Origin of the sequence: Mesorhizobium sp. M1004 (assembly GCF_040318795.1) — a bacterium.
Lineage (GTDB): Bacteria > Pseudomonadota > Alphaproteobacteria > Rhizobiales > Rhizobiaceae > Mesorhizobium.
Window position 1 is genome coordinate 423,926 of the sequence record NZ_JAMYNB010000003.1, and the last position, 19,201, is coordinate 443,126.

Annotated in this window: 21 protein-coding genes and 1 tRNA gene; 8 read left to right on the forward strand and 14 right to left on the reverse strand. The window is 64.0% G+C overall.

The genetic code is table 11. The annotated features are described in order from the left end of the window. Positions 1–35: 35 nt before the first annotated feature. From NKH54_RS08955 to NKH54_RS08965, 3 genes are all read right to left on the reverse strand, one after another. Entirely contained in the window at positions 36–1,118 is a 1,083-nt protein-coding gene (locus NKH54_RS08955) for an ABC transporter ATP-binding protein (RefSeq protein ID WP_023686694.1), read from the reverse strand. After that, a complete protein-coding gene (locus tag NKH54_RS08960; RefSeq protein ID WP_023737454.1) occupies positions 1,115–2,686 on the reverse strand; it encodes an ABC transporter permease in 1,572 nt (523 codons plus the stop codon). The genes NKH54_RS08955 and NKH54_RS08960 overlap by 4 nt, the downstream gene beginning before the upstream one ends. A gap of 154 nt (positions 2,687–2,840) precedes the next feature. Beyond that, positions 2,841–3,848: an iron ABC transporter substrate-binding protein gene (locus tag NKH54_RS08965; RefSeq protein ID WP_023737455.1), complete on the reverse strand. Its 1,008-nt coding sequence runs from the start codon at positions 3,846–3,848 to the stop codon at positions 2,841–2,843. Between the two features lie 204 nt (positions 3,849–4,052). Between NKH54_RS08965 and NKH54_RS08970 the strand changes: the two genes are divergently transcribed. The 3 genes from NKH54_RS08970 to NKH54_RS08980 all read left to right on the forward strand — a co-directional run bounded on the left by NKH54_RS08970 (position 4,053) and on the right by NKH54_RS08980 (position 7,381). Further along, complete coding sequence (locus tag NKH54_RS08970; protein ID WP_023671665.1) at positions 4,053–4,604, forward strand: sigma-70 family RNA polymerase sigma factor; 552 nt, start codon at positions 4,053–4,055, stop codon at positions 4,602–4,604. Position 4,605: 1 nt separating this feature from the next. Then, positions 4,606–5,244, forward strand: coding sequence for an NrsF family protein (locus NKH54_RS08975; protein ID WP_353028065.1), 639 nt, complete (start codon positions 4,606–4,608; stop codon positions 5,242–5,244). 202 nt (positions 5,245–5,446) lie between these two features. Continuing rightward, on the forward strand, positions 5,447–7,381 hold the full coding sequence (locus tag NKH54_RS08980; protein ID WP_352518498.1) for a PAS domain S-box protein: 1,935 nt from the start codon (positions 5,447–5,449) through the stop codon (positions 7,379–7,381). 27 nt (positions 7,382–7,408) lie between these two features. Here the strand turns inward: NKH54_RS08980 and NKH54_RS08985 are convergent, their stop codons facing one another. The 7 genes from NKH54_RS08985 to NKH54_RS09015 all read right to left on the reverse strand — a co-directional run bounded on the left by NKH54_RS08985 (position 7,409) and on the right by NKH54_RS09015 (position 12,834). Continuing rightward, positions 7,409–8,287: a 3-hydroxybutyryl-CoA dehydrogenase gene (locus tag NKH54_RS08985; RefSeq protein ID WP_353028066.1), complete on the reverse strand. Its 879-nt coding sequence runs from the start codon at positions 8,285–8,287 to the stop codon at positions 7,409–7,411. Positions 8,288–8,407: 120 nt separating this feature from the next. Next, positions 8,408–9,337 (reverse strand): electron transfer flavoprotein subunit alpha/FixB family protein, encoded by a 930-nt coding sequence (locus tag NKH54_RS08990; RefSeq protein WP_023685323.1) that lies wholly within the window; start codon positions 9,335–9,337, stop codon positions 8,408–8,410. 20 nt (positions 9,338–9,357) lie between these two features. Next, entirely contained in the window at positions 9,358–10,107 is a 750-nt protein-coding gene (locus NKH54_RS08995) for an electron transfer flavoprotein subunit beta/FixA family protein (protein WP_023685322.1), read from the reverse strand. A 214-nt stretch (positions 10,108–10,321) separates the two neighbouring features. Next, the gene (locus tag NKH54_RS09000) at positions 10,322–11,122 is read right to left on the reverse strand and encodes a rhomboid family intramembrane serine protease (RefSeq protein ID WP_353028068.1); all 801 of its coding nucleotides are present in this window, start codon (positions 11,120–11,122) and stop codon (positions 10,322–10,324) included. Positions 11,123–11,150: 28 nt separating this feature from the next. After that, the gene (locus tag NKH54_RS09005) at positions 11,151–11,732 is read right to left on the reverse strand and encodes a cob(I)yrinic acid a,c-diamide adenosyltransferase (RefSeq protein WP_353028069.1); all 582 of its coding nucleotides are present in this window, start codon (positions 11,730–11,732) and stop codon (positions 11,151–11,153) included. Positions 11,733–11,751: 19 nt separating this feature from the next. Beyond that, positions 11,752–11,943 (reverse strand): twin transmembrane helix small protein, encoded by a 192-nt coding sequence (locus NKH54_RS09010; RefSeq protein ID WP_023671673.1) that lies wholly within the window; start codon positions 11,941–11,943, stop codon positions 11,752–11,754. Between the two features lie 24 nt (positions 11,944–11,967). Next, positions 11,968–12,834, reverse strand: a complete 867-nt coding sequence (locus NKH54_RS09015) for an SDR family oxidoreductase (protein ID WP_353028070.1) — start codon at positions 12,832–12,834, stop codon at positions 11,968–11,970. A 60-nt stretch (positions 12,835–12,894) separates the two neighbouring features. Here NKH54_RS09015 and NKH54_RS09020 point away from each other — a divergent pair, with 60 nt between their 5' ends. Beyond that, entirely contained in the window at positions 12,895–13,746 is an 852-nt protein-coding gene (locus NKH54_RS09020) for a YihY/virulence factor BrkB family protein (protein WP_023671675.1), read from the forward strand. Here the strand turns inward: NKH54_RS09020 and NKH54_RS09025 are convergent. Continuing rightward, complete coding sequence (locus tag NKH54_RS09025; protein ID WP_352518497.1) at positions 13,743–14,618, reverse strand: DMT family transporter; 876 nt, start codon at positions 14,616–14,618, stop codon at positions 13,743–13,745. The genes NKH54_RS09020 and NKH54_RS09025 overlap by 4 nt on opposite strands. A 218-nt stretch (positions 14,619–14,836) precedes the next feature. On the opposite strand from NKH54_RS09025, the gene NKH54_RS09030 reads away from it, so the two are divergent. Beyond that, on the forward strand, positions 14,837–15,124 hold the full coding sequence (locus NKH54_RS09030; RefSeq protein ID WP_353028071.1) for a hypothetical protein: 288 nt from the start codon (positions 14,837–14,839) through the stop codon (positions 15,122–15,124). Here the strand turns inward: NKH54_RS09030 and gluQRS are convergent, their stop codons facing one another. Further along, positions 15,125–16,000, reverse strand: coding sequence for a tRNA glutamyl-Q(34) synthetase GluQRS (gene gluQRS, locus NKH54_RS09035; RefSeq protein ID WP_353028072.1), 876 nt, complete (start codon positions 15,998–16,000; stop codon positions 15,125–15,127). A 74-nt stretch (positions 16,001–16,074) separates the two neighbouring features. Between gluQRS and NKH54_RS09040 the strand changes: the two genes are divergently transcribed. Then, entirely contained in the window at positions 16,075–16,716 is a 642-nt protein-coding gene (locus NKH54_RS09040) for a DNA-3-methyladenine glycosylase family protein (protein ID WP_023685318.1), read from the forward strand. Between the two features lie 128 nt (positions 16,717–16,844). Continuing rightward, positions 16,845–17,402, forward strand: a complete 558-nt coding sequence (locus tag NKH54_RS09045; RefSeq protein WP_008874122.1) for an HNH endonuclease — start codon at positions 16,845–16,847, stop codon at positions 17,400–17,402. 267 nt (positions 17,403–17,669) lie between these two features. On the opposite strand, the gene NKH54_RS09050 is transcribed toward NKH54_RS09045, so the two are convergent. Together NKH54_RS09050 and NKH54_RS09055 are read right to left on the reverse strand one after the other, a co-directional pair. Continuing rightward, positions 17,670–18,188 carry a disulfide bond formation protein B gene (locus NKH54_RS09050; protein ID WP_353028073.1) on the reverse strand — a complete coding sequence of 173 codons (519 nt, stop codon included), beginning with the start codon at positions 18,186–18,188 and terminating at the stop codon, positions 17,670–17,672. 62 nt (positions 18,189–18,250) lie between these two features. Beyond that, positions 18,251–18,835, reverse strand: a complete 585-nt coding sequence (locus NKH54_RS09055) for a YqaA family protein (protein ID WP_353028074.1) — start codon at positions 18,833–18,835, stop codon at positions 18,251–18,253. A 206-nt stretch (positions 18,836–19,041) separates the two neighbouring features. Between NKH54_RS09055 and NKH54_RS09060 the strand changes: the two genes are divergently transcribed. Continuing rightward, positions 19,042–19,126 (forward strand) — tRNA-Leu (locus tag NKH54_RS09060). The last annotated feature ends 75 nt before the right edge of the window (positions 19,127–19,201 follow it).

Sequence of the window (19,201 nt, forward strand, 5' to 3'; positions counted from 1 at the left end):
CGCAGCCGCTCGCGCCAATCCGACGCATCGGCAGTTCAGGCGAAGACATGCGCCTTGCCGGAAACTGTCAGACGCACGATCTCGCCGACGGCAGGTGCGTCGATTCCCGGCTTGCGTAAGGTCAGCGGTGTGCTGCCGATCGCCGCGGCGTCCGGCGGATCGGGGTTGTTCAACAGCCGCACGGCAATGGTGCACATCGAGCCTGCGAATTCCGAGTCCGTCACCTCGGCGAATATCGTGCCCGCAGGACCCGACATGCCTTCGCGCGACGTGCGCTTTACCTGCACCTGCTCCGGTCGCAGCATGATGCGGGCGATGTCGCGCCGCTCCTTCGAGTCGACGGCTATGCGACCAAGCGAGGAGGTGGCGAAGCCGCCTGAAATCTTTGCCGGCAAGATGATGGCGTCGCCAAGAAACTCGGCAACCATGCGGTCTTTCGGCTGCAGATAGAGTTCTCGCGGTGTGCCGATCTGAGAGAACTTTCCGTCGCGCATGACCGCCACCTGGCTGGCGAAGGACAGCGCCTCGGCCTGGTCGTGGGTGACCAGGATGGTGGTGATGCCGGCGGCTTCGAGTAGTTCGGCGACGGCCTTGCGCATCGAGGCGCGCAGACCGGTGTCGAGCGCCGAGAACGGTTCGTCGAGCAACATCAGCCTGGGCTTCATCGCCATGGCGCGGGCCAGCGCCACGCGCTGCTGCTGGCCGCCGGAGAGCTGGTGCGGGCGGCGCTTGAGGATCGCCTTGTCCAGCCCGACGGTATAGGCGAGCTCGGCGATGCGCTCGGCGCGCTGGTCCTCGCCGCGGGCCATGCCAAAGCCGATATTGTCGCCGATGCTGAGATGCGGGAACAGGGCGCCGTCCTGCGCCACCAGGCCGATGCCGCGGCGGTGCGCCGGCACCGCATGGCCGCCATTGGCCAGCACCTCGCCGTCGAGCACGACGCGGCCCTGGTCGGGCGCCTCGAAGCCGGCGATCAGCCGCAGCAACGTCGTCTTGCCGCAGCCGGACGGGCCGACGATCGCGGTGCGACTGCCGCTTGCGGCGCTGAGCTCGATGCCGGCAAGGGCTGCGACCGGGCCGTAGTGCTTGGTGAGGCCACTGATTTCGAGAAAGCTCATCGCCCGGCCATCCGTTTCGACTGGACATAGAGCAGCCAAGTCAGCGGCAGCGACATCGCCACCATGATGAAGGCGTAAGGGGCGGCGGAGGCATAGTCGATCTCGCCGCTATAGGACCAGAACGCCATGGCCAGCGTGCGCGTGCCGTTGGGCGCCAGCATCTGGGTGGCGGTCAGCTCGTTCATGATGCCGAGCGCGACCAGCGCCATGCCGGCCGCAGCCCCCGGCGCCGACAGGCGAATCGTTGTCGACCAAAGCGCCTTCAGCGGCGGCCGGCCAAGGCTGGCGGCGGCGCGTTCGAGCTCGACCGGCGCCTGTGCGATCGAGGCTCTGAGGCTGATCAAGGCGCGCGGCAGGAACATCAGGGCATAGGCGACCAGGATTGTGAACAGCGTCTGGTAGAGCGGCATGGCGATGCGCACGGTAATGGTGACCAAGGCCAGCGCGATGACCACGCCGGGCAGCGAACCGACAATGTAGTTGCAGCCTTCGAGCAGCCGCTGCAGCGGTCCCGGCGCGCGGATCGAGATCCAGGCCATCGGCATGGCGGCGATGGTCGCAAGCAAGGCGCCGGCCAGCGCCAGGAACAGTGTCTGGCCAAGCGCCAGGCCGATCTCGTCCAAACGCCAGACATCGGCGCCGCCGGCGACCAGCCAGCGGCCGATGGTGACGAAGGGCACGCCGATGGCGAGAAGCGTGGCGATGGCAGGCAGAGCCAGGCAGGGCAGGGTGGCGCGACCGAGCCTGGTGCGCTGCTGGCGGCGCGCGGCACCCGAGCCTACGCGGGCATAGCGTTCCTCGCCGCGCACCAGCACCTCCAGCGCGAGCAGCACGAAGCAGCAAGTCACCAGGACGCCGGCCAGCATGTTGGCGGCGGGACCGTTGAAGGTCGACTGGAACTGGTCGACGATCGCCGTGGTGAAAGTGTCGAAGCGGATGAAGACGTAGAGGCCGTATTCGGCCAGCAGATGCAGGCCGACCAGCAGCGCGCCGCCGCAAATGGCCAGTCTCAGCTGCGGCAGCACGACACGCCAAAACACCCGCCATGGTCCAAGGCCGAGTGCTGCGGCTGCGTCCTCCAAAGCAGGATCGAGCCGGCGCAGAGCCGCCGCCAGCGGCAGATAGAGGAACGGGAAATAGGCGAGAACCGAGACCAGCACGCCGGCCCACAGGCCGTGCAAGGTCGGCACCATGGTGATCCAGGCGTAGGAATGCACGAAGGCGGGGATGGCGAGCGGCGCCACCGACAGCCAAGCCCACAGGCGGGCGCCGGGCAGGTCGCTGCGCTCGGTCAGCCATGCCAGCGTCACCGACAGCACGGTGGCGATCGGCACGGTGAGCGCCACCAGAAGCACGGTGTTGACCAGAAGTTCGCCGACGCGCGGCCGGAAGACCAGGGCCGAAGCAGTGTCCCAGCCGATCTGCACACCGATCCAGATGATGAACGCCAGCGGCAGCAGCGACAGCAGCGAGACAATTATGGCGGCAAGCGCGATCCAGGACATGGGCTTCCGGCGGGACCGCCCGACTGTCTGGCCTGAACGTGCGAGATCGACGGCAGTTTGCATCAGCTCGACCGCGCCACTGCCGCCGGGGCGGGGGCGCCGCAGGCGCGGCCGGAAACGCAATATGTCGTCATGGACGAAGCCATCCCGAAAACAGAGCGCTCCTGCGGAAAGCCTCGCAGGAGCGCAAACGTTGCCCTTTTAGGACGAACGCGGACTAAAGCAAGCCGGCTGCCGTCATCAGGTCGGTCACCTTTTTGGAGTTCAGTGTCGCCGGATCGACCTTCGGCGCCTGCAGGTCGGCCAGCGGCACCAGCTTGGGATTGGACTGCGCGTCCTTGCCGATAGCGTATTCGAAGGACGTGCCGGTCTTCAGCACGTCCTGGCCGCCTTTGCCGGTCACCCATTTGAGGAACGCCTGGGCTTCCTTCGGGTGGTTGCTCGAGGCGAGCACGCCGCCGCCGGAGATCGAGACGAAAGCGCCGGGATCCTGGTTCTTGAAATAATGCAGTTCGACGTTCTTGCTGTTTTCGCCGGTCTTTGCCTGATCGCCGAAATAGTAATAGTGGTAGATGATTCCGCCTTCGATCTCGCCGGCATTGACCGCCTTCATCACCGTGCCGTTGCCCTTGTAGGCGGTGAAATTCTCCTTCATGGCCTTCAGCCAGTCGGCGGTTGCGGCTTCGCCCTTGAGCTCGAGCAGCGCGCTGACGATGGCCTGAAAATCGGCGCCGGAAGGCGAGGCTGCCCAGCGGCCTTTCCAGGCGGGATCGGCGAGATCGAGCATCGATTTGGGCAGCTTTTCGGCCGTGAGCTTGGTCTTGTTGTAGGCAAAGACGGTGCTGCGCGCCGCGACACCCACCCATTTGCCGGTGCTCGGCTGGAATTCGGCCGGGACTTGCGCCAGCGTGTCGGCGTCGACCGGCGCGAAAAGGCCCGCCGCTTCGACCAGAGTCATGGCCGGCGAGTTCTCGGTCAGGAACACGTCGGCCGGCGAAGAAGCGCCCTCGGCGACGATCTGGTTGGAGAAATCGCTGTCGCCGCCATTGCGCAGCGTGACCTTGATGCCGGTTTCCTTGGTGAAACCTTCGACCCATTCCTTGGCCAGGCTCTCATGCTGGGCGTTGTAGACGATGATCCCGGCATCCGCGGCCATCGCCGGCCCGGCGATCATGCTCACGGCCAGCGCTGTGGCCCCCGCTAGGGTGGAGAGCGTGTATCTCATGGCGTCATCCTCAATCTCGGTGGTTCTGGTTTCGCAGGCTGCACCTATCGATACCTGACAGCAGTAGTCAACATTGCTCGGCTGCTTCAATCGGTCGCCGCTCCCGCAAACTTTCGTGATTTTGCGGCACTTTGGCTTGGACATCATTTCGCCGGACACGTAACAAATCGGTGCCGAGGCGCGAAGATCGGGGAGTGAACTCTTGTGAGCGGCAAGGATGAGGCCGAGCTTTCCCGGCTGATGCGGGCCGCGATCGCGGGAGATGAAAGGGCCTACGCCGACTTTTTGCACCGGATCGCCGCGCTGGTTCGCGGCTTTGCGAGGCGCAAGATCGTACAGGGCGGGGTCGATCCCGAGGATGTCGTGCAGGAAACCTTGCTGGCCATTCATGTGAAACGGCATACCTGGCGCCAGGACGCGCCGGTGTTGCCATGGATCTATGCGATAGCCCGCTTCAAGCTGATCGATGCTTTCCGGCGGCGCGGACGGCGCATCGAAATCGAGATCGACGAGATCGCCGAGACCTTTGCCGAGCCGGAAACCGAGACCGTCAGCGAACGCGACATCAACCGGGCGCTGGACGGACTGCCGGCTGCGCAGCGTTCCGTCGTTTCTTCGATCTCGGTCGACGGCCGCTCCATCGGCGAGACGGCGGCCAGGCTCGGCGTCAGCGAGACGGCGGTGCGGGTGTCGCTGCATCGCGGGCTTGCCGCGATCGCCAAGCGATTTGGGCAGGGGCGCTTCGGGCGGCAGTGACATGAGGACGGAGGATCTCATCAAGGCACTCGACGCCGACACAAGCAGCAAGGCGATGCCGCTGCGCTCGGCCTGGTTGATGGCGGCGGCAGCCGCGGCGGTGATCGCGGCTCTGGTCTTCTTTCTCACCATCGGCCCGCGTCCCGACATCATGACCGCCATGCACACGATGCGGTTCCTGGCGAAGTTCGTGTTCACCATCGTGCTCGCCGTCACCGCCTTTGGCCTGGTCCGGGCGTTGTCGACGCCGGGCGCTTCGACGGCAAGAGCCGCGGCCTGGATGCTGGCGGCGCCGCTGCTGGTGGCCGTGGCGGTGGCTCTCGAACTGTTCATGGTGCCGGAGCCGATGTGGAGCACGCGCATGGTCGGCTCCAACATGATGATCTGCATGGGCTTCATCCCGCTGATCGGAATCGGCCCGCTTGCCGTCTTCCTGTGGATGCTGCGCTATGGCGCGCCGACGCGGCCGGTGTTGGCCGGGGTGGTCGCGGGACTGCTCGCCGGCGGCCTGGCGGCGACCTTCTACGCCGCGCACTGCTTCGACGATTCGCCGCTTTTCGTCGCCACCTGGTACACGCTCGCCATCGCCGTCCTCGCCGGTCTGGGCGCGCTCGGGGGACGGTTCTTCGTGCGCTGGTGACCGGGCGGTTCAAGATCGCCCAATAATCACCGATCCTTAATCATGCCGGCAATTGTTTGCGGGTTCACCGTGTTGCCGGTGGCTCCGGCGCAACCTTTCCTTAAAATCGATCATCCAGTGTTTTTTGCAGAAATGTGTTGCGCATGGGGTGGCATGCACAGTTATGCGACGAGAGCGAAAAAGCCTGCGGGCTGACAGTCACGTGGCTTTGGTGCTTGCGGCCGGAGGGCTTTGCGCTGCCGTGGTCGCGCTCCTGCTGTCGCGGCTCGATGTCAGCGCCGAAGTGCTGAAACTCTGCCTGCAGATATCGGTGCCGGTCGCCGCCGTTGCGCTGATTCTCGCCGCCCTGTTCATTTACCGGATACTGGACGACCGCCGGCAGATCGCCGAAAGCGAGCAGCGTTTCCGCCGCGCCATGGAGGATTCGGCGATCGGCATCGCCATTGTCGGCCTCGACGGCCGCATCCATGAAACCAACCCGGCCTTCGCCGCCATGCTCGGCTATAGCAAGCAGGAGATCGAGGCGCTGACCTTCTTCCAGATCACCCATCCCGACGATGTGCAGATCGGCCGTGAGACGATGGACGGCATGCGGGCGGGCACCGTCAACGCCTTCCACTTCGAAAAGCGCTACCTCAGGAAGGACGGCACGCCGGTATGGGCCCATCTTGCCGGTTCCGTCATTCGCGACGAGAAGAGCGGGAGCCCGCTCTACCTGGTCTCCCAGATCGAGGATATCGATGCGCGCAAGCAATCCGAGGCGCGCATAGCCGAAGCCGAAACGCGCTGGAATTTTGCCCTGGCCAGCGCCGGACAAGGCGTCTGGGATCTTGATATGCGGAAGGGCGGCACCACCTACTCCGCCACCTGGGTGAAGATGCTGGGCTATGCCGATGGCGAACTGGACGGCGACCCCGACCGCTGGCTGGCGATGATCCACCCCGACGATCGCGAAAACGTCGCCGAAGCCGATCGTGCCCATCTGGAGGGCAGGACACCGTTCTTCGAAGCCGAGTTCCGGATGCGCCACAAGGATGGCCACTGGGTCTGGATCCTCGACCGCGGCAAGACGCTCGAACGCGACAAGGACGGACGGCTGGTCAGGGCCATCGGCAGCCTGACCGACATCACCCAGCGCAAGCAAACCGAGGAAAGCCTCATCGTATCGGCGGCAATGCTGGCCGACGAGAAGGAGCGGCTGAGGGTGACGCTGCAGTCGATCGGCGACGCCGTCATCTGCACCGATGCCGCCAACCGCATCACCTTCATGAACCCGGTCGCCGAAAAGCTCACCGGCGTTGTTGGCGCGGAGGCGCTCGGCAAGACGCTTGGCCATGTCTACTGGGCGGTGGACGAAGAAACCGGGCAAAGGATCGGCATGACGCGGCCGGCGCTCGGCAGCGCCAGCCCTGCCGACCAGAACAGTCGCGCCGTCCTCATCCGTCGCGACGACACACGCTGCAGCATCCGCCAGGTGGTGTCGCCGATCATGAACGACCGCCAGGAGTTCTGCGGTCTTGTCATCGTCTTCCAGGACTTCACCGATGCGCGCGCCTTGCAGCGCCAGCTCGCCTATGCCGCCGCGCATGATGCGCTGACCGGCCTTGCCAACCGTTCGAGCTTTATCCGCACCATGGAGGAACTGGTCGACCGGAGCCGCAAGGCCGGCACAGCCAGGCCGGCGGGCGAACATCATTTCATGTTCATCGATCTAGACCATTTCAAGCTGGTCAACGACACTGGCGGGCACGCCGCCGGCGACGCCTTGCTGAAGCGGGTTGCCGAGGCCATTCGCGGTGCGCTTGGGCCGGAGGATATCGTGGCCCGCCTCGGCGGCGACGAATTCGCGGTCATCCTGAAAGCCGGGCCGAGCGCCGGCGCCAGGATTGCCGCACGCTCGGTCATCGACGCCATCCGCGGCCTGCAGTTCAGCTGGGACGGCCGGCCGCATGCGATCGATGCCAGCATCGGGCTGGCGCCAATCCACAGCAACAGCGGTGAAGTCGACGAGATCATCGCCCGGGCCGATGCTGCCTGCTATGCGGCCAAGGCCGCCGGCCGCGGCTGTGTTTCCGTGGCGCCTGACGATACCGGGTCAAGAGGCCAAGCAGAGCCGCCGCTTGCAGCGGCGTCCTGAGGGAGCACGGAACTTTCGTTCTGGTGGTTAGCGCGTCGGAACCGGATGCTCGCCGCGATAGTCGTAGAAGCCGCGCCCGGTCTTGCGGCCGAGCCAGCCGGCCTCGACATATTTCACCAGCAGCGGGCAGGGGCGATATTTCGAATCCGACAGGCCGTCATGCAGCACCTGCATAATCGACAGGCAGGTGTCGAGGCCGATGAAATCGGCGAGCTGCAGCGGTCCCATCGGATGGTTGGCGCCGAGCCGCATGGCGGTGTCGATGGCATCGACCGAGCCGACCCCCTCATAGAGCGTGTAGATCGCCTCGTTGATCATCGGCAACAGAATGCGGTTGACGATGAAGGCCGGAAAATCTTCAGAGACGGTGATGGTCTTGTCGAGCTGTTTCACATAGGCCTTGGCCGCCTCGAAGGTCTGATCCTCGGTAGCGATGCCGCGCACCAGTTCGACCAGCTTCATCAGCGGCACGGGGTTCATGAAATGTATGCCGATGAAACGCTCAGGACGGTCGGTCTGCGCGGCAAGCCGGGTGATCGAAATCGACGAGGTGTTGGTCGCCAGAATGGCTTCCGGGTTGAGCTGGGGACAGAGCTGCGCGTAAATCTTGCGCTTGACCGTCTCGTCCTCGGTCGCCGCCTCGATAACCAGATCGGCACCGGCGAGATCAGCCATGGTGGGGGCTGCGGAAATGCGCGCCATCGCTTCGTTACGCAGCTTTTCCTCAAGCTTGCCGGAGCCGACCTGGCGGGCCATGTTGCCGCTGACCGTGGCAATGCCCTTCTCGATACGGTCGGGCGAGACGTCGTAGATCAGCACCTTGAAACTCGAAAGTGCTGATACATGCGCGATGCCGCTGCCCATCTGGCCGGCTCCGATGATGCCGATCGTCTCGATCTTGGCCATTTGCAGCGATCCCGTCGAAAAGGCCTTTGCGGCCTGCTTTTTGTGCAGTGCAAACTAAAAGGGTGGGGCAGCTTCGTCTACCCCACCCTTTCACAATTTAATACGCTTTGGCAGAAAGCGTCAAAGCGCCTTTTGCAGTTCCGGCAGGATGACGAACAGGTCGCCGACCAGGCCATAATCGGCAACCTGGAAGATCGGCGCCTCTTCGTCCTTGTTGATGGCGACGATGACCTTCGAATCCTTCATGCCGGCAAGGTGCTGGATGGCGCCGGAAATGCCGACGGCAATATAGAGGTCAGGCGCCACGACCTTGCCGGTCTGGCCGACCTGCCAGTCATTCGGGGCGTAGCCGGCGTCGACGGCAGCGCGCGAGGCGCCGACGGCTGCACCGAGCTTGTCGGCGACCGGCAGGATGACTTCCTGGAACTTTTCCGAGGAACCGAGCGCGCGGCCGCCCGAAATGATGATCTTGGCCGAGGTCAGCTCCGGACGGTCGGTTTCCGAGAGTTTGTTCTCGACGAAAGTGGAGAGGCCGGGATTGGCCGCGGCCTTGACCGTCTCGACAGCTGCCGAGCCGCCCTCCGGGGCAGCCTGGAAGGAGGCGGTGCGCACAGTGATGACCTTCTTGGCGTCGCTCGACTGCACCGTCTGGATGGCGTTGCCGGCATAGATCGGCCGTTTGAACGTGTCTGGTGAAACCACTTCGATGATCTCGGAGACTTGCGCGACATCGAGCAGGGCCGCCACGCGCGGCGCGACATTCTTGCCCGACGAGGTCGCCGGCGCGATTATGGTGTCGTAGGCGCCGGCCAGCGAGACAACGAGTGCGGCGAGCGGTTCGGCGAGGCGCTCGGCCAGTTCGTCGGCCTCGGCCAGCAGCACCTTGCTCACGCCCTCGAGCTTGGCAGCGGCGTCGGCCGCGCCCTTGGCGCCTTTGCCGGCGACCAGCACATGCACGTCCGAACCGATCTGCAGCGCCGCCGAGAGCGCCTTCGCGGTCTGGTCGGAAAGGCTGGCGTTGTCGTGTTCTGCGATGAGGAGAATGGTCATTTTATCTGTTCCTTCCAGTCTCAGAGCACGCCGGCTTCGTTCTTGAGCTTGTCGACCAGTTCGGCGACACTGTTGACCTTCACGCCCGCCTTGCGGCCGCTGGGCTCCTCGGTCTTGAGCACCTTCAGGCGCGGCTTGACGTCGGCGCCGTAATCGGCCGGGCTCTTTTCGTCGAGCGGCTTCTTCTTGGCCTTCATGATGTTGGGCAGCGAGGCATAGCGCGGCTGGTTGAGGCGAAGATCGGCGGTGATGATCGCCGGCATCTTCAGTTCCACCGTCTGCAGGCCGCCGTCGACTTCGCGCGTCACCTTGGCCTTGTCGCCGTCGATCACGACCTTGGAGGCGAAAGTGCCCTGTGCCCAGCCGAGCAGGGCGGCCAGCATCTGGCCGGTCTGGTTCGAGTCATCATCGATCGCCTGCTTGCCGAGGATCACGAGACCGGGCTGTTCGGCGTCAACGACGCCCTTCAGCACCTTGGCGACGCCGAGCGGCTCGGTCTGCTCGTCGGTCTTGACCAGGATGGCGCGGTCGGCGCCCATGGCGAGCGCGGTGCGGAGCGTTTCCTGCGCCTGCTGCGGGCCGACCGAAACGACGATGATCTCTTCGGCCTTGCCGGCTTCCTTCAGCCGGAGCGCCTCTTCCACCGCGATCTCGTCGAACGGGTTCATCGCCATCTTGACGTTGGCGAGTTCCACCGCCGAACCATCGGCCTTGACGCGAACCTTGACGTTCGCATCCACAACCCGCTTCACGGGCACAAGGATCTTCATTGTCTGTCACCTCTCCTGAGATATCCGGGCGCGCTATAGCAGCGTGCGCCTCCGCAGAGTTGTCGAAAGCCGACATTCCTGACTGAATTCCGGCCAAACGGAATCCTGGCCGGACGAATTCTGGTCTTCTGCCGCCTAGCGGTGGCGCTCTCCGTAGTTGTGGCGACGCAACACGTCAATATGCCACGGCAGCGACCAAACCACCCAAATCGGTTCACTTGTGACCGGAAGCGCCACCCCGGCCCCAACGCGTCTCAGGTTGCACGGGAGCGGGACCGGCTGGCGCCGGCCCAGTAGAAGCGGCTGGCTGATCGGCGGGTTGCGGCTCGCCGTCGCCACCGGCGAGCAGCGGCACGCCGCGGCTGCGCATGATGAGCACCAGCACGCCACCGGCAATGATGCCGCCAATATGGCAGGCCCAGGATATCTGGTTTTCGCCGCCGGCGGCAAACATCACCACCTGGAAGCCGATCCACAGGATCAGCGGGATGAAGGCCGGGATACGCAGCGGAATCCGGGCAAAGACCAGCACCCACACTTTCACCCGGGGGTAGAGGACCAGATAGGCGGCGACGACGCCGGCAATGGCGCCGGAGGCGCCGATCAGCGGAACCTCCGAACTCCAGGCGACGAGCCCCTGGAAGAAGGCGCCGGCGATGGCGCAAAGCAGGTAGAAGATGAGGTAGCGGATGTGGCCGAGTGCGTCCTCGACATTGTCGCCGAACACCCACAGGAACAGCATGTTGCCGCCGAGATGAAAGATATCGGCATGCAGGAAGGCATAGGTAAGGTAACTCAGGCTCTCGGGAATGACGACGAATTGGGGCGAGAGTTCTGCCGTGTCGTGGACAACCGAAGGAATGAAGCCGAAGCCGAGCACGGCTGCGTTGTTGAAATTTTCGCCGCCGATCGTGGTGATGAGAAAGACCAACACGTTGGCCGCGATCAGGCCGATCGTCACATATTGCAGCCGGATGTGGCGCAACCTGTTGGAGTCGTAAAGCGGGATGAACATGCCCCAAGCCCTTTCCCGCCTTCGAAATTCAGCGGTTCTTGCCGGGCACCCATAACACGTCGGCATTTCCGTTGTCATTGACCGCACGGGCGGCGACAAACAGAAAGTCGGAGACGCGGTTTATGTATTTCAGCCCCTCGCGATTGACATGTTCGGCCGGGTCCTGCGCCAGCGCCACCATGATCCGCTCGGCCCGTCGCGCCACGGTGCGGGCAAGATGAAGTGCTGCCGCCGCCGGCGTGCCGCCATTGAGCACGAAGGATTTGAGCGGCTGCAGATCCTTGTTGAGAAGGTCGATATCCTTTTCGAGGCGGTCGGTCTGCGAGGCGATGATGCGCAGCGGCTCGTAGCCCAGCGGCTTGCCGTCGTCGGGCACGGCGAGATCGGCGCCGAGGTCGAACAAATCGTTCTGGATGCGGGACAGCATGGCGTCGATGGCGGGATAACTTGCCGCTGTGTGCAGGCGGGCGATGCCGATGCAGGCATTGGCTTCATCGACGGTGCCGTAGGCATCGACGCGCAGGTCGGATTTCAGCCTGCGTTCACCGGTGCCGAGGCCAGTGGTGCCGTCATCGCCGGTGCGGGTGTAGATCTTGTTGAGCTTGACCACGTCGCCTCCCGAACGGCCGTCACTTGCGGGTGAAATACACCACCAGCAGGATCAGTGCCAACGCCAGCGCCTGCAGCAGCACGCGTGCCTGCATCAGCTTGTTCGAGCTCACACCGGAGCCGCCGCGCATCATGTTGATGAGGCCGCGGACAAGCACGATCACCACGGCGACCATGACGAGGACGAGGAGGACTTTGATGACGGTTGCCATGATCTGTTCCCAGTTCTGTTGCGGTCAGGCGCGTCTGGCCAGAACGCGGTAGAGCATCGATGCCGGCAGGATGCGCTTGAGCATCACGCCGATCCTGGCCGGCACTGTTACCACATAGTGCGGGCGCGGGCGCCGCGACAGAAGTGCATGGCGCAAGGCCGCATAGACCACCTCCGGCCCCTTTTTCAGCCGCGATGAGCTGCCGCCGGCCCGAAGCCGCGCCAGCTGCGAGGCATAGGCGAGGTGGTGGACGGAATTCTTGTGGTCGATGTTCTTCAGGAACCAGAACAGCCCGTTGCTGGCGATTTTCGAGGTCACTGGCCCCGGTTCGATCAGCGAGACATGGATGCCGCTGCCCCTGAGTTCCTGCTGCATGCACAGCATCAGGCCTTCGAGCGCGTGCTTGGAGGCTGAGTAGGCGCCGCGAAAAGGCACCGGCGCGAGCCCAAGGATGGAGGAACAATGAACGAGGCGGCCATGTCCCTGGCGACGCATTACCGGTACGATGCGTCGGGTGAGGTCGTGCCAGCCGAAGAAATTGGCCTCGAACTGCTCGCGCAATGCCGCAACCGGCAGGTCTTCCACGGCGCCGGGCTGTGCATGGGCGCCGTTGTTGAACAGGGCGTCGAGGCGTCCGCCTGTCCGCTCCAGCACCGAGCTCACAAGGGCTTCGATAGAGTCCGGCTCACGGTAATCGAGGTAAAACGCTTCGATGCCGTCTGCTTCGAGTGAGGCTATGTCTTCAGGCTTGCGCGCCGTTGCAAGCACCCGCCAGCCATCCGCCTTCAGCGCACGGGCGCAGTGGGCGCCTATCCCGGACGAGGCGCCGGTGACGATGATGGTGCGCAACTCTTTGGCAGGCGGCGTCGTGGTTTGAGCAAGGGTTGCCATTTGCCACAATCCCTTCCCATATTCGCGGCGTCGAGACAATCGAAGGGAACGCGGCTCTTGATGCGGAATATCGTCGTGCTGCGCCGCGTGCTCTATGACGCGCTTGGCCATTTCAACACCGATGACGGCTGGGCCATGGCCAGCCATCTGGCGATCACTTCGCTCATGGCGCTGTTCCCGTTCCTGATCTTCGCCACCACGCTGGCGAGCTTCCTCGGTGCGCAGGCGTTCGCCGATACTGCCGTGCACCTGGTCTTCGACACCTGGCCCGAACAGATCGCCAAGCCTATCGCGCGCGAGGTGCTCAACGTGCTGACCGTGCGGCGCACCGATCTTTTGACCTACGGCGTGCTTCTGGCGGCCTATTTCGCCTCCAACGGCATCGAGGCGCTGCGCACCTCGCTCAACCGCGCCTACCGCGTCGCCGAAACGCGCGGCATCATCTACCGCCGGGTGCAGAGCATTTTCTTCGTGCTGATCGCGACGGCCGGTTTCCTGGCGATCAGCGTGCTCCTGGTCTTTGCGCCTTTGCTGGCGCGGCTGGCGGAAGCTCATTTCGAGTGGATCAAACCCTATACGGGCACGATCACGCTGTGGCGCTACGTCATCGCCTCAACCGTCATCATTGGTGGCTTGTTTGCCGTCCACTACTGGCTGCCGGCGGGCAAGCGCCGCTTTGTCTCGCTGGTGCCTGGCATCATCTTCACTCTGGCTGCGTGGCTTGTCGGCTCGACGATGTTCGCGACCTACCTCGACCATTTCTCGTCCTATGTGACGACCTATGCCGGCCTCGCCTCGATCATGATCGCCGTGGTTTTCCTCTATATGCTGTCGGCGATCTTCATCCTCGGCGGCGAACTCAATGCGGCGATCAGCCGCTTTCTCGAAGCGCGCGCACGGGTCGGCAGCTAGGTTTTGGCTGGCCGAGCCGTGGCCAGCCCGACGCCGAGCGTCGCGATTGCCATGCCGACGATCTGCACGAGGCTGAGCTGTTCGCCGAACAGCGCCCAGGCGATGACAGCGGTGACGGCCGGCACCAGGTAGAACAGTGACGCGACCTTCGACATCTCGCCGTCGCGGATCATCACCATCAGCAGGAAGATGGCGCCGATCGACAGCACCAGGACCAGCCAGGCCATGGCGAAGATCAGTTCGCCGTTGATGATCACCGTGTGGGTCTCCAGTGCCAGCGAAGCCAGGATCATCAGCGAGCCGCCGCCGATATATTGCCACATCGTCGCCGCCACCAGGTCGCCACCCGAAGCATAGCGCTTCTGCCAGATGGTCCCGGCGCTCATGCCCAGCACCGAGACCAGCGACGCCGTCAGGGTTTCGGGCGTAACGCCGCCGCCGAGAGCGCCGAGCTTCGGCCACAGCACGATGATCACCCCCACAAGGCCGACGGCAAGGCCGGCCCAGTGGCGCGGCAGGATGGCCTCGCCGAGGAATCGGCCGGCAAGCACGGCGGTGATCAGTGGCTGCAGGCCGACGATCAGCGCCGAAAGCCCGGCGGGCATGCCCCTGTGGATCGCCCAGAACACCGCGCCGAGATAGATGCCATGCATGAGGATGCCAGCGACCGTGGCGTGAAGCGCTTCTGCCCTTGTGGCTCGCTTCGAGCCAAGCACGAGCATCAGCCCGGCAAGCAGCAAGGCGGCGATGACAAAGCGGGCCGCCAAAAAGGTGAAGGGCTCCGCCCAGGGCATGGCGTAGCGCGCGCCGATGAAACCTGTCGCCCACAGGACGACAAACGAGGCGGGGATGAACCGCTTGAGACTGTGCATTTCGGGGAAGCCGTTTCCGGTGGAGAGGTCCGATTCGGTGAAGAGACAAATACGGCAATTGCTCTAATGCGGTTCAATCCGGCAAGCAAAGTGAAACAATTGGTACATAAGCTCATCCTGATGTAGGAGGTGGCCGAATTCAAAGGGCGGCGTCAGGGCAATCGACTTCTGTCGATCGATCCGGCGACATGGCGTTTTGGCTTCGACAGGGAGCGCGCATGCTGTTGCATCTCGATCCAAGCTGGCTGTTGATGACGGTGGCCAGTGTGGCCGTGTTCGGCTTCTTCTTCGGCTCAGCGCTCGACGCCATCATGCAGGAGGACGGTTTTGGGTCGACCGGCAACACGCTGCTGTTCACGCTCGGCTTTTTCGCCGCGGTCATGGCCGCGAACGAACATGGCATCGTCCTGAGAGATCTGAAGCTCGCGGTTGCCTGGGGACTGGGCGGCGCCCTCGCGTTTATAGGCGCGTTGGCGCTGCTCAAGGCGGGGCTGGCCCGGCTTTAGTCAGAGCCCGACCAGCCGCCTGACATCGTCCGGCAACATGCCTGCCGGCCTCAGCGCGGCAAGGCCGGTATCAGCAAAACTCTTCGACAGTTTGCGCCCATCCGGTCCGAGTATGAGACGGTGGTGGAAATACTGCGGCTGGCCGAGGCCGAGCAGTTCCTGCAGCAGGCGCTGGATGCCGGTCGCGGAATAAAGGTCGCGGCCACGCACGACATGGCTGACGCCTTGCAGAGCGTCGTCAACGACGACGGCCAAGTGATAGCTGGTCGGGATGTCGCGGCGCGCCAGAATGACGTCGCCCCAGTCCTGCGGACGCGCCTCGACTCGCTGCGTCGCCGAAAGCGTCTCGTTGGTGAATTCGCGCCAGGACAAATCCGTGCCGACGCGCGCCAGCGCTGCATCAATGTCGAGGCGCCAGGCGAAGGGCGCATTTTCGGCGATGCGGCGGTTGCGTTCGCTGACCGGCAGCGCCTTGTCGGCGGCGGGATAAAGCGGCACGCCGTCCGGGTCGCGCGGCCAGCCGCGGCCGCGCTTTTCGCTGTCGGCGATGAAGGCCCTGATCTCGCCACGGCTCATAAAGGCAGGGTAGACGAGTTCTTCGCGGACCAGCCGGTCGAGCACGGCCCGGTAGTCGGAGAAATGCTCGGCCTGGCGCCGCACCGGCTGTTCCCATTCGAGACCTAACCATTCGAGGTCGCGAAAGATGCCGGCCTCGAATTCAGGCGTGCAGCGGATCGTGTCGATGTCCTCGATGCGCAGCAGCAGGCGGCCGCCGGCCGCACGCGCCAGTTGCTGGTTGAGCAGTGCCGAATAGGCATGGCCGAGATGCAGTTCGCCATTCGGGCTCGGCGCGAAGCGGAATGTCAGGAGCGTCATCTCACAAGCGGCAATCGGGTTGTGCAGCGGTTTTGCCAATTGCTACCGTGAGGTCGGTTCAGGAACAAGAAAACATGCAACGCATCGCGACACTGGACGATATTGCGCGCGGGCTGGATGCGCTTTGCGCAATCGATCCGCGCCTGGAAAAGGTGCGCGGCATGGCCGGCGAGGTGCCGCTGCGGCTGTCGGAGCCCGGCTTTCGAAGCCTGGCCTCCATTATCGTTTCGCAACAAGTATCCCGTGCGAGCGCCGATGCCATTTTCGGCCGGCTGGTGAAACTGGTCGATCCGCTAACGCCGCAGGCGATCCTTGCCGCCGGCGAGGACATGTTTCGTGAGGCTGGGCTGTCGCGGCCGAAGCAGCGCGGTCTGATCGCGGTTGCGCAGGCCGTGGTTGAGGGGCTCGACCTGCATCACCTCTGTTCGCTCGACGCCGAAGAGGCGATCGCGGCTATGATCGCGGTGCCGGGCATCGGCCCGTGGACGGCGGAAGTCTATCTCCTGTTTGCCGCCGGCCACCCCGATATTTTCCCCGCGCGCGACGTCGCGCTGCAGAGCGCGGTTGGCCACGCGCTCGGCATCGAGCCGCGTCCGCCGGAGAAAACGCTGATCGCCCTGGCCGAATCATGGAGCCCGTGGCGAGGTGTCGCATCGCGGCTTTTCTGGTCCTATTATCGCGAAACCAGGGGCCGGGACGCAGCACCTCCGGCCTGAAACCGCAAAAAAGCATGAAAACCCTGCATTTTTGCCGCGTTTGGCTGATGACAATCCGCTTCACATCCCTGTCATGTCGGGCTTACAGTATCCACGCCGATCGGTTTTAAAACGAGGAGGTCAACAAGGTGACGGTTGCCGTATCTCCGGATGGGCTTCCTGCGCTGGTGCTGAATGCGGATTACCGTCCGCTCAGCTATTACCCCTTGTCGCTCTGGTCCTGGCAGGATGCCATCAAGGCGGTGTTCCTCGACCGGGTCAACATCGTCGCCGAATACGAGCATGCGGTGTCTTCGCCGACCTTTTCGATGAAGCTGCCCAGCGTCGTCAGCCTGAAGGCCTATGTGAAGCCGTCGAGGCACCCGGCATTCACCCGCTTCAACGTGTTCCTGCGCGACCGCTTCCAGTGCCAGTATTGCGGCACGCCCGAGGATCTGACCTTTGACCACGTCATCCCGCGCCATCGCGGCGGGGCGACGACGTGGGAGAATGTCGTGGCCGCCTGTTCACCCTGCAATCTGAGGAAGGGCGGCATGATGCCGGCGCACGCCAAGATGTGGCCGTTGCAGAAGCCCTACCAGCCGACCGTGCACGACCTGCACAACAATGGCCGGCTGTTCCCGCCCAACCATCTGCATGAAAGCTGGATGGATTATCTCTACTGGGATGTGGAGTTGGAGCCGTAGGGATTGGCCCGATCGGCCTTGCCAGGGCAATCGCCGACGTCAGGTGCTGCCCCTCATCCGGCTGCCGCCACCTTCTCCCCGTATAGTGACGGGGAGATAGGGAATTGGCTGCAAATTTGGCGCCCTTCTTTCAGCGTTCTGGATTGGCGAAACCATTGATGACTGCGTCTTTCTCCCCGTCACTATACGGGGAGAAATGCCCGGCAGGGCAATGAGGGGCGGTGCCAACATTAAGAGACTGGCCGCATGGCGCGACCTCGCACTTGATTAGTCGCGCGCCAGCGCGCTGCGGAAGGCGACGGCGGCGAGGATGAAGCTGGCGATGGCGTTCCAGCCGGCCAGCGACAGGCCGAGGATACGAAGGGCTGCCTTGTCGCAGGATGGCGGCACGAATTTGTCGAGCGCGTCGAGCACGCCCTTGCCGCCGGTATCGACCGGGCCGGCGCCGGCCGTGCAATCGGCCGGACCCTGCCACCAGGCCCATTCGACGCCCGAATGATAGACGCCGAGATAGAGCCCGTAGAGCATCAGCAGGCCGCCGACGGCAAGCAGGCCGCGCGTCAGCCATGCGGGTGCGCTGAACATCGAGGCGATCACCGCCAGCAGCATCAGCGGGGCGCCGATATAATAGGGCATGCGCTGTTCCAGGCAGAGATGGCAGGGGATGTAGCCGCCTATGTGCTGGAAGGCGAGCGCGGAGCCGACCGTGGCGGCCATGGCCACGGCGAGAAACAAAGCGGTGCGCGTCCGCTGGCGTCCGGTATCGGCTGTCATCGTGGCTGTCATGTTTCGTCCGTTGAATTCGCCGTCCGCCGGCATAGTCCTGACCCACCGCCCGCCTTGGGCGGTCAGAAGGCGTATTTGACGACGATATAGAGCAAAATCAGGGCGGCGGCGCCGGCGCCGACGATCAATCCCAAACGCTTCTCGATGAATTCCTTGATCTCCTCGCCATAGCGGCGCAGCAGCCAGGCAAGAAGCAGGAAACGAGCGCCACGCGCCAGGATGGCGGAGACGATGAAGACGACAAGATTGACGTGGAGGGCGCCTGCCAGAATGGTGACCACCTTGATCGGCGGCAGGTGGGCGGCACCCGATGTGACGAGCAGCACCAGCATCAGCCCGGTGCCGGCCGACTGCCAGCTCTCGAACGCGTCAAGGCCGCCAAAGTGCTCCAGCATCGGCCGTGCTATCGTGTCGTAGGCATAGTAACCGATCAGCCAGCCGGCAATGCCGCCCAGCACCGACGCGACAGTGGCGGTCAGCGCATAGCGATAGGCGCGTTCGGGCCGCGCCAACGCCATGGGCAGGTACAAGACGTCGGCAGGTATGAAAAACACCGAGCTTTCGACGAAGGCGATGAAGGCCAGCCACCATTCGGCGGATTTGCGGGCCGCCAGCGACAAGGTCCAGTCGTAAAGTCCGCGAAGCATCGGCTCTCCTGGATGCAAGTTGCCCAGACGCAACGCGCTTTGATACGCGTCTGTCTAGAAAGGTTTTCCGCGCCGCACAATGGCAGGAGCTTCACGAAACAGAAAGGCGGGCTTTTGCCGCAAGCAGGGCACGGCGGCGCATTTGGCCAGTTGACGAACAGGCCTCCAACCGTATAGTCCGCGCCCATCCAGGCCTTTGGGCCTGAGCCCCTATGGCGGAATTGGTAGACGCGCTCGACTCAAAATCGAGTTCCGCAAGGAGTGCTGGTTCGATTCCGGCTAGGGGCACCACTGACCACCAGCAAGCCCAGTAGTTGCAAGGCTTTCAAGGGCTTAGACGTCCCCCGAGGTACATCGTTGAGGTAC

Coding starts and splice junctions, on each gene's coding strand:
- NKH54_RS08955 (WP_023686694.1), bottom strand. CDS start 1,118: ATGAGCTTTCTCGAAATCAGTGGCCTCACCAAGCACTACGGCCCGGTC.
- NKH54_RS08960 (WP_023737454.1), bottom strand. CDS start 2,686: ATGCAAACTGCCGTCGATCTCGCACGTTCAGGCCAGACAGTCGGGCGG.
- NKH54_RS08965 (WP_023737455.1), bottom strand. CDS start 3,848: ATGAGATACACGCTCTCCACCCTAGCGGGGGCCACAGCGCTGGCCGTG.
- NKH54_RS08975 (WP_353028065.1), top strand. CDS start 4,606: ATGAGGACGGAGGATCTCATCAAGGCACTCGACGCCGACACAAGCAGC.
- NKH54_RS08985 (WP_353028066.1), bottom strand. CDS start 8,287: ATGGCCAAGATCGAGACGATCGGCATCATCGGAGCCGGCCAGATGGGC.
- NKH54_RS08990 (WP_023685323.1), bottom strand. CDS start 9,337: ATGACCATTCTCCTCATCGCAGAACACGACAACGCCAGCCTTTCCGAC.
- NKH54_RS08995 (WP_023685322.1), bottom strand. CDS start 10,107: ATGAAGATCCTTGTGCCCGTGAAGCGGGTTGTGGATGCGAACGTCAAG.
- NKH54_RS09000 (WP_353028068.1), bottom strand. CDS start 11,122: ATGTTCATCCCGCTTTACGACTCCAACAGGTTGCGCCACATCCGGCTG.
- NKH54_RS09010 (WP_023671673.1), bottom strand. CDS start 11,943: ATGGCAACCGTCATCAAAGTCCTCCTCGTCCTCGTCATGGTCGCCGTG.
- NKH54_RS09015 (WP_353028070.1), bottom strand. CDS start 12,834: ATGGCAACCCTTGCTCAAACCACGACGCCGCCTGCCAAAGAGTTGCGC.
- NKH54_RS09020 (WP_023671675.1), top strand. CDS start 12,895: ATGCGGAATATCGTCGTGCTGCGCCGCGTGCTCTATGACGCGCTTGGC.
- NKH54_RS09025 (WP_352518497.1), bottom strand. CDS start 14,618: ATGCACAGTCTCAAGCGGTTCATCCCCGCCTCGTTTGTCGTCCTGTGG.
- NKH54_RS09030 (WP_353028071.1), top strand. CDS start 14,837: ATGCTGTTGCATCTCGATCCAAGCTGGCTGTTGATGACGGTGGCCAGT.
- gluQRS (WP_353028072.1), bottom strand. CDS start 16,000: ATGACGCTCCTGACATTCCGCTTCGCGCCGAGCCCGAATGGCGAACTG.
- NKH54_RS09040 (WP_023685318.1), top strand. CDS start 16,075: ATGCAACGCATCGCGACACTGGACGATATTGCGCGCGGGCTGGATGCG.
- NKH54_RS09050 (WP_353028073.1), bottom strand. CDS start 18,188: ATGACAGCCACGATGACAGCCGATACCGGACGCCAGCGGACGCGCACC.
- NKH54_RS09055 (WP_353028074.1), bottom strand. CDS start 18,835: ATGCTTCGCGGACTTTACGACTGGACCTTGTCGCTGGCGGCCCGCAAA.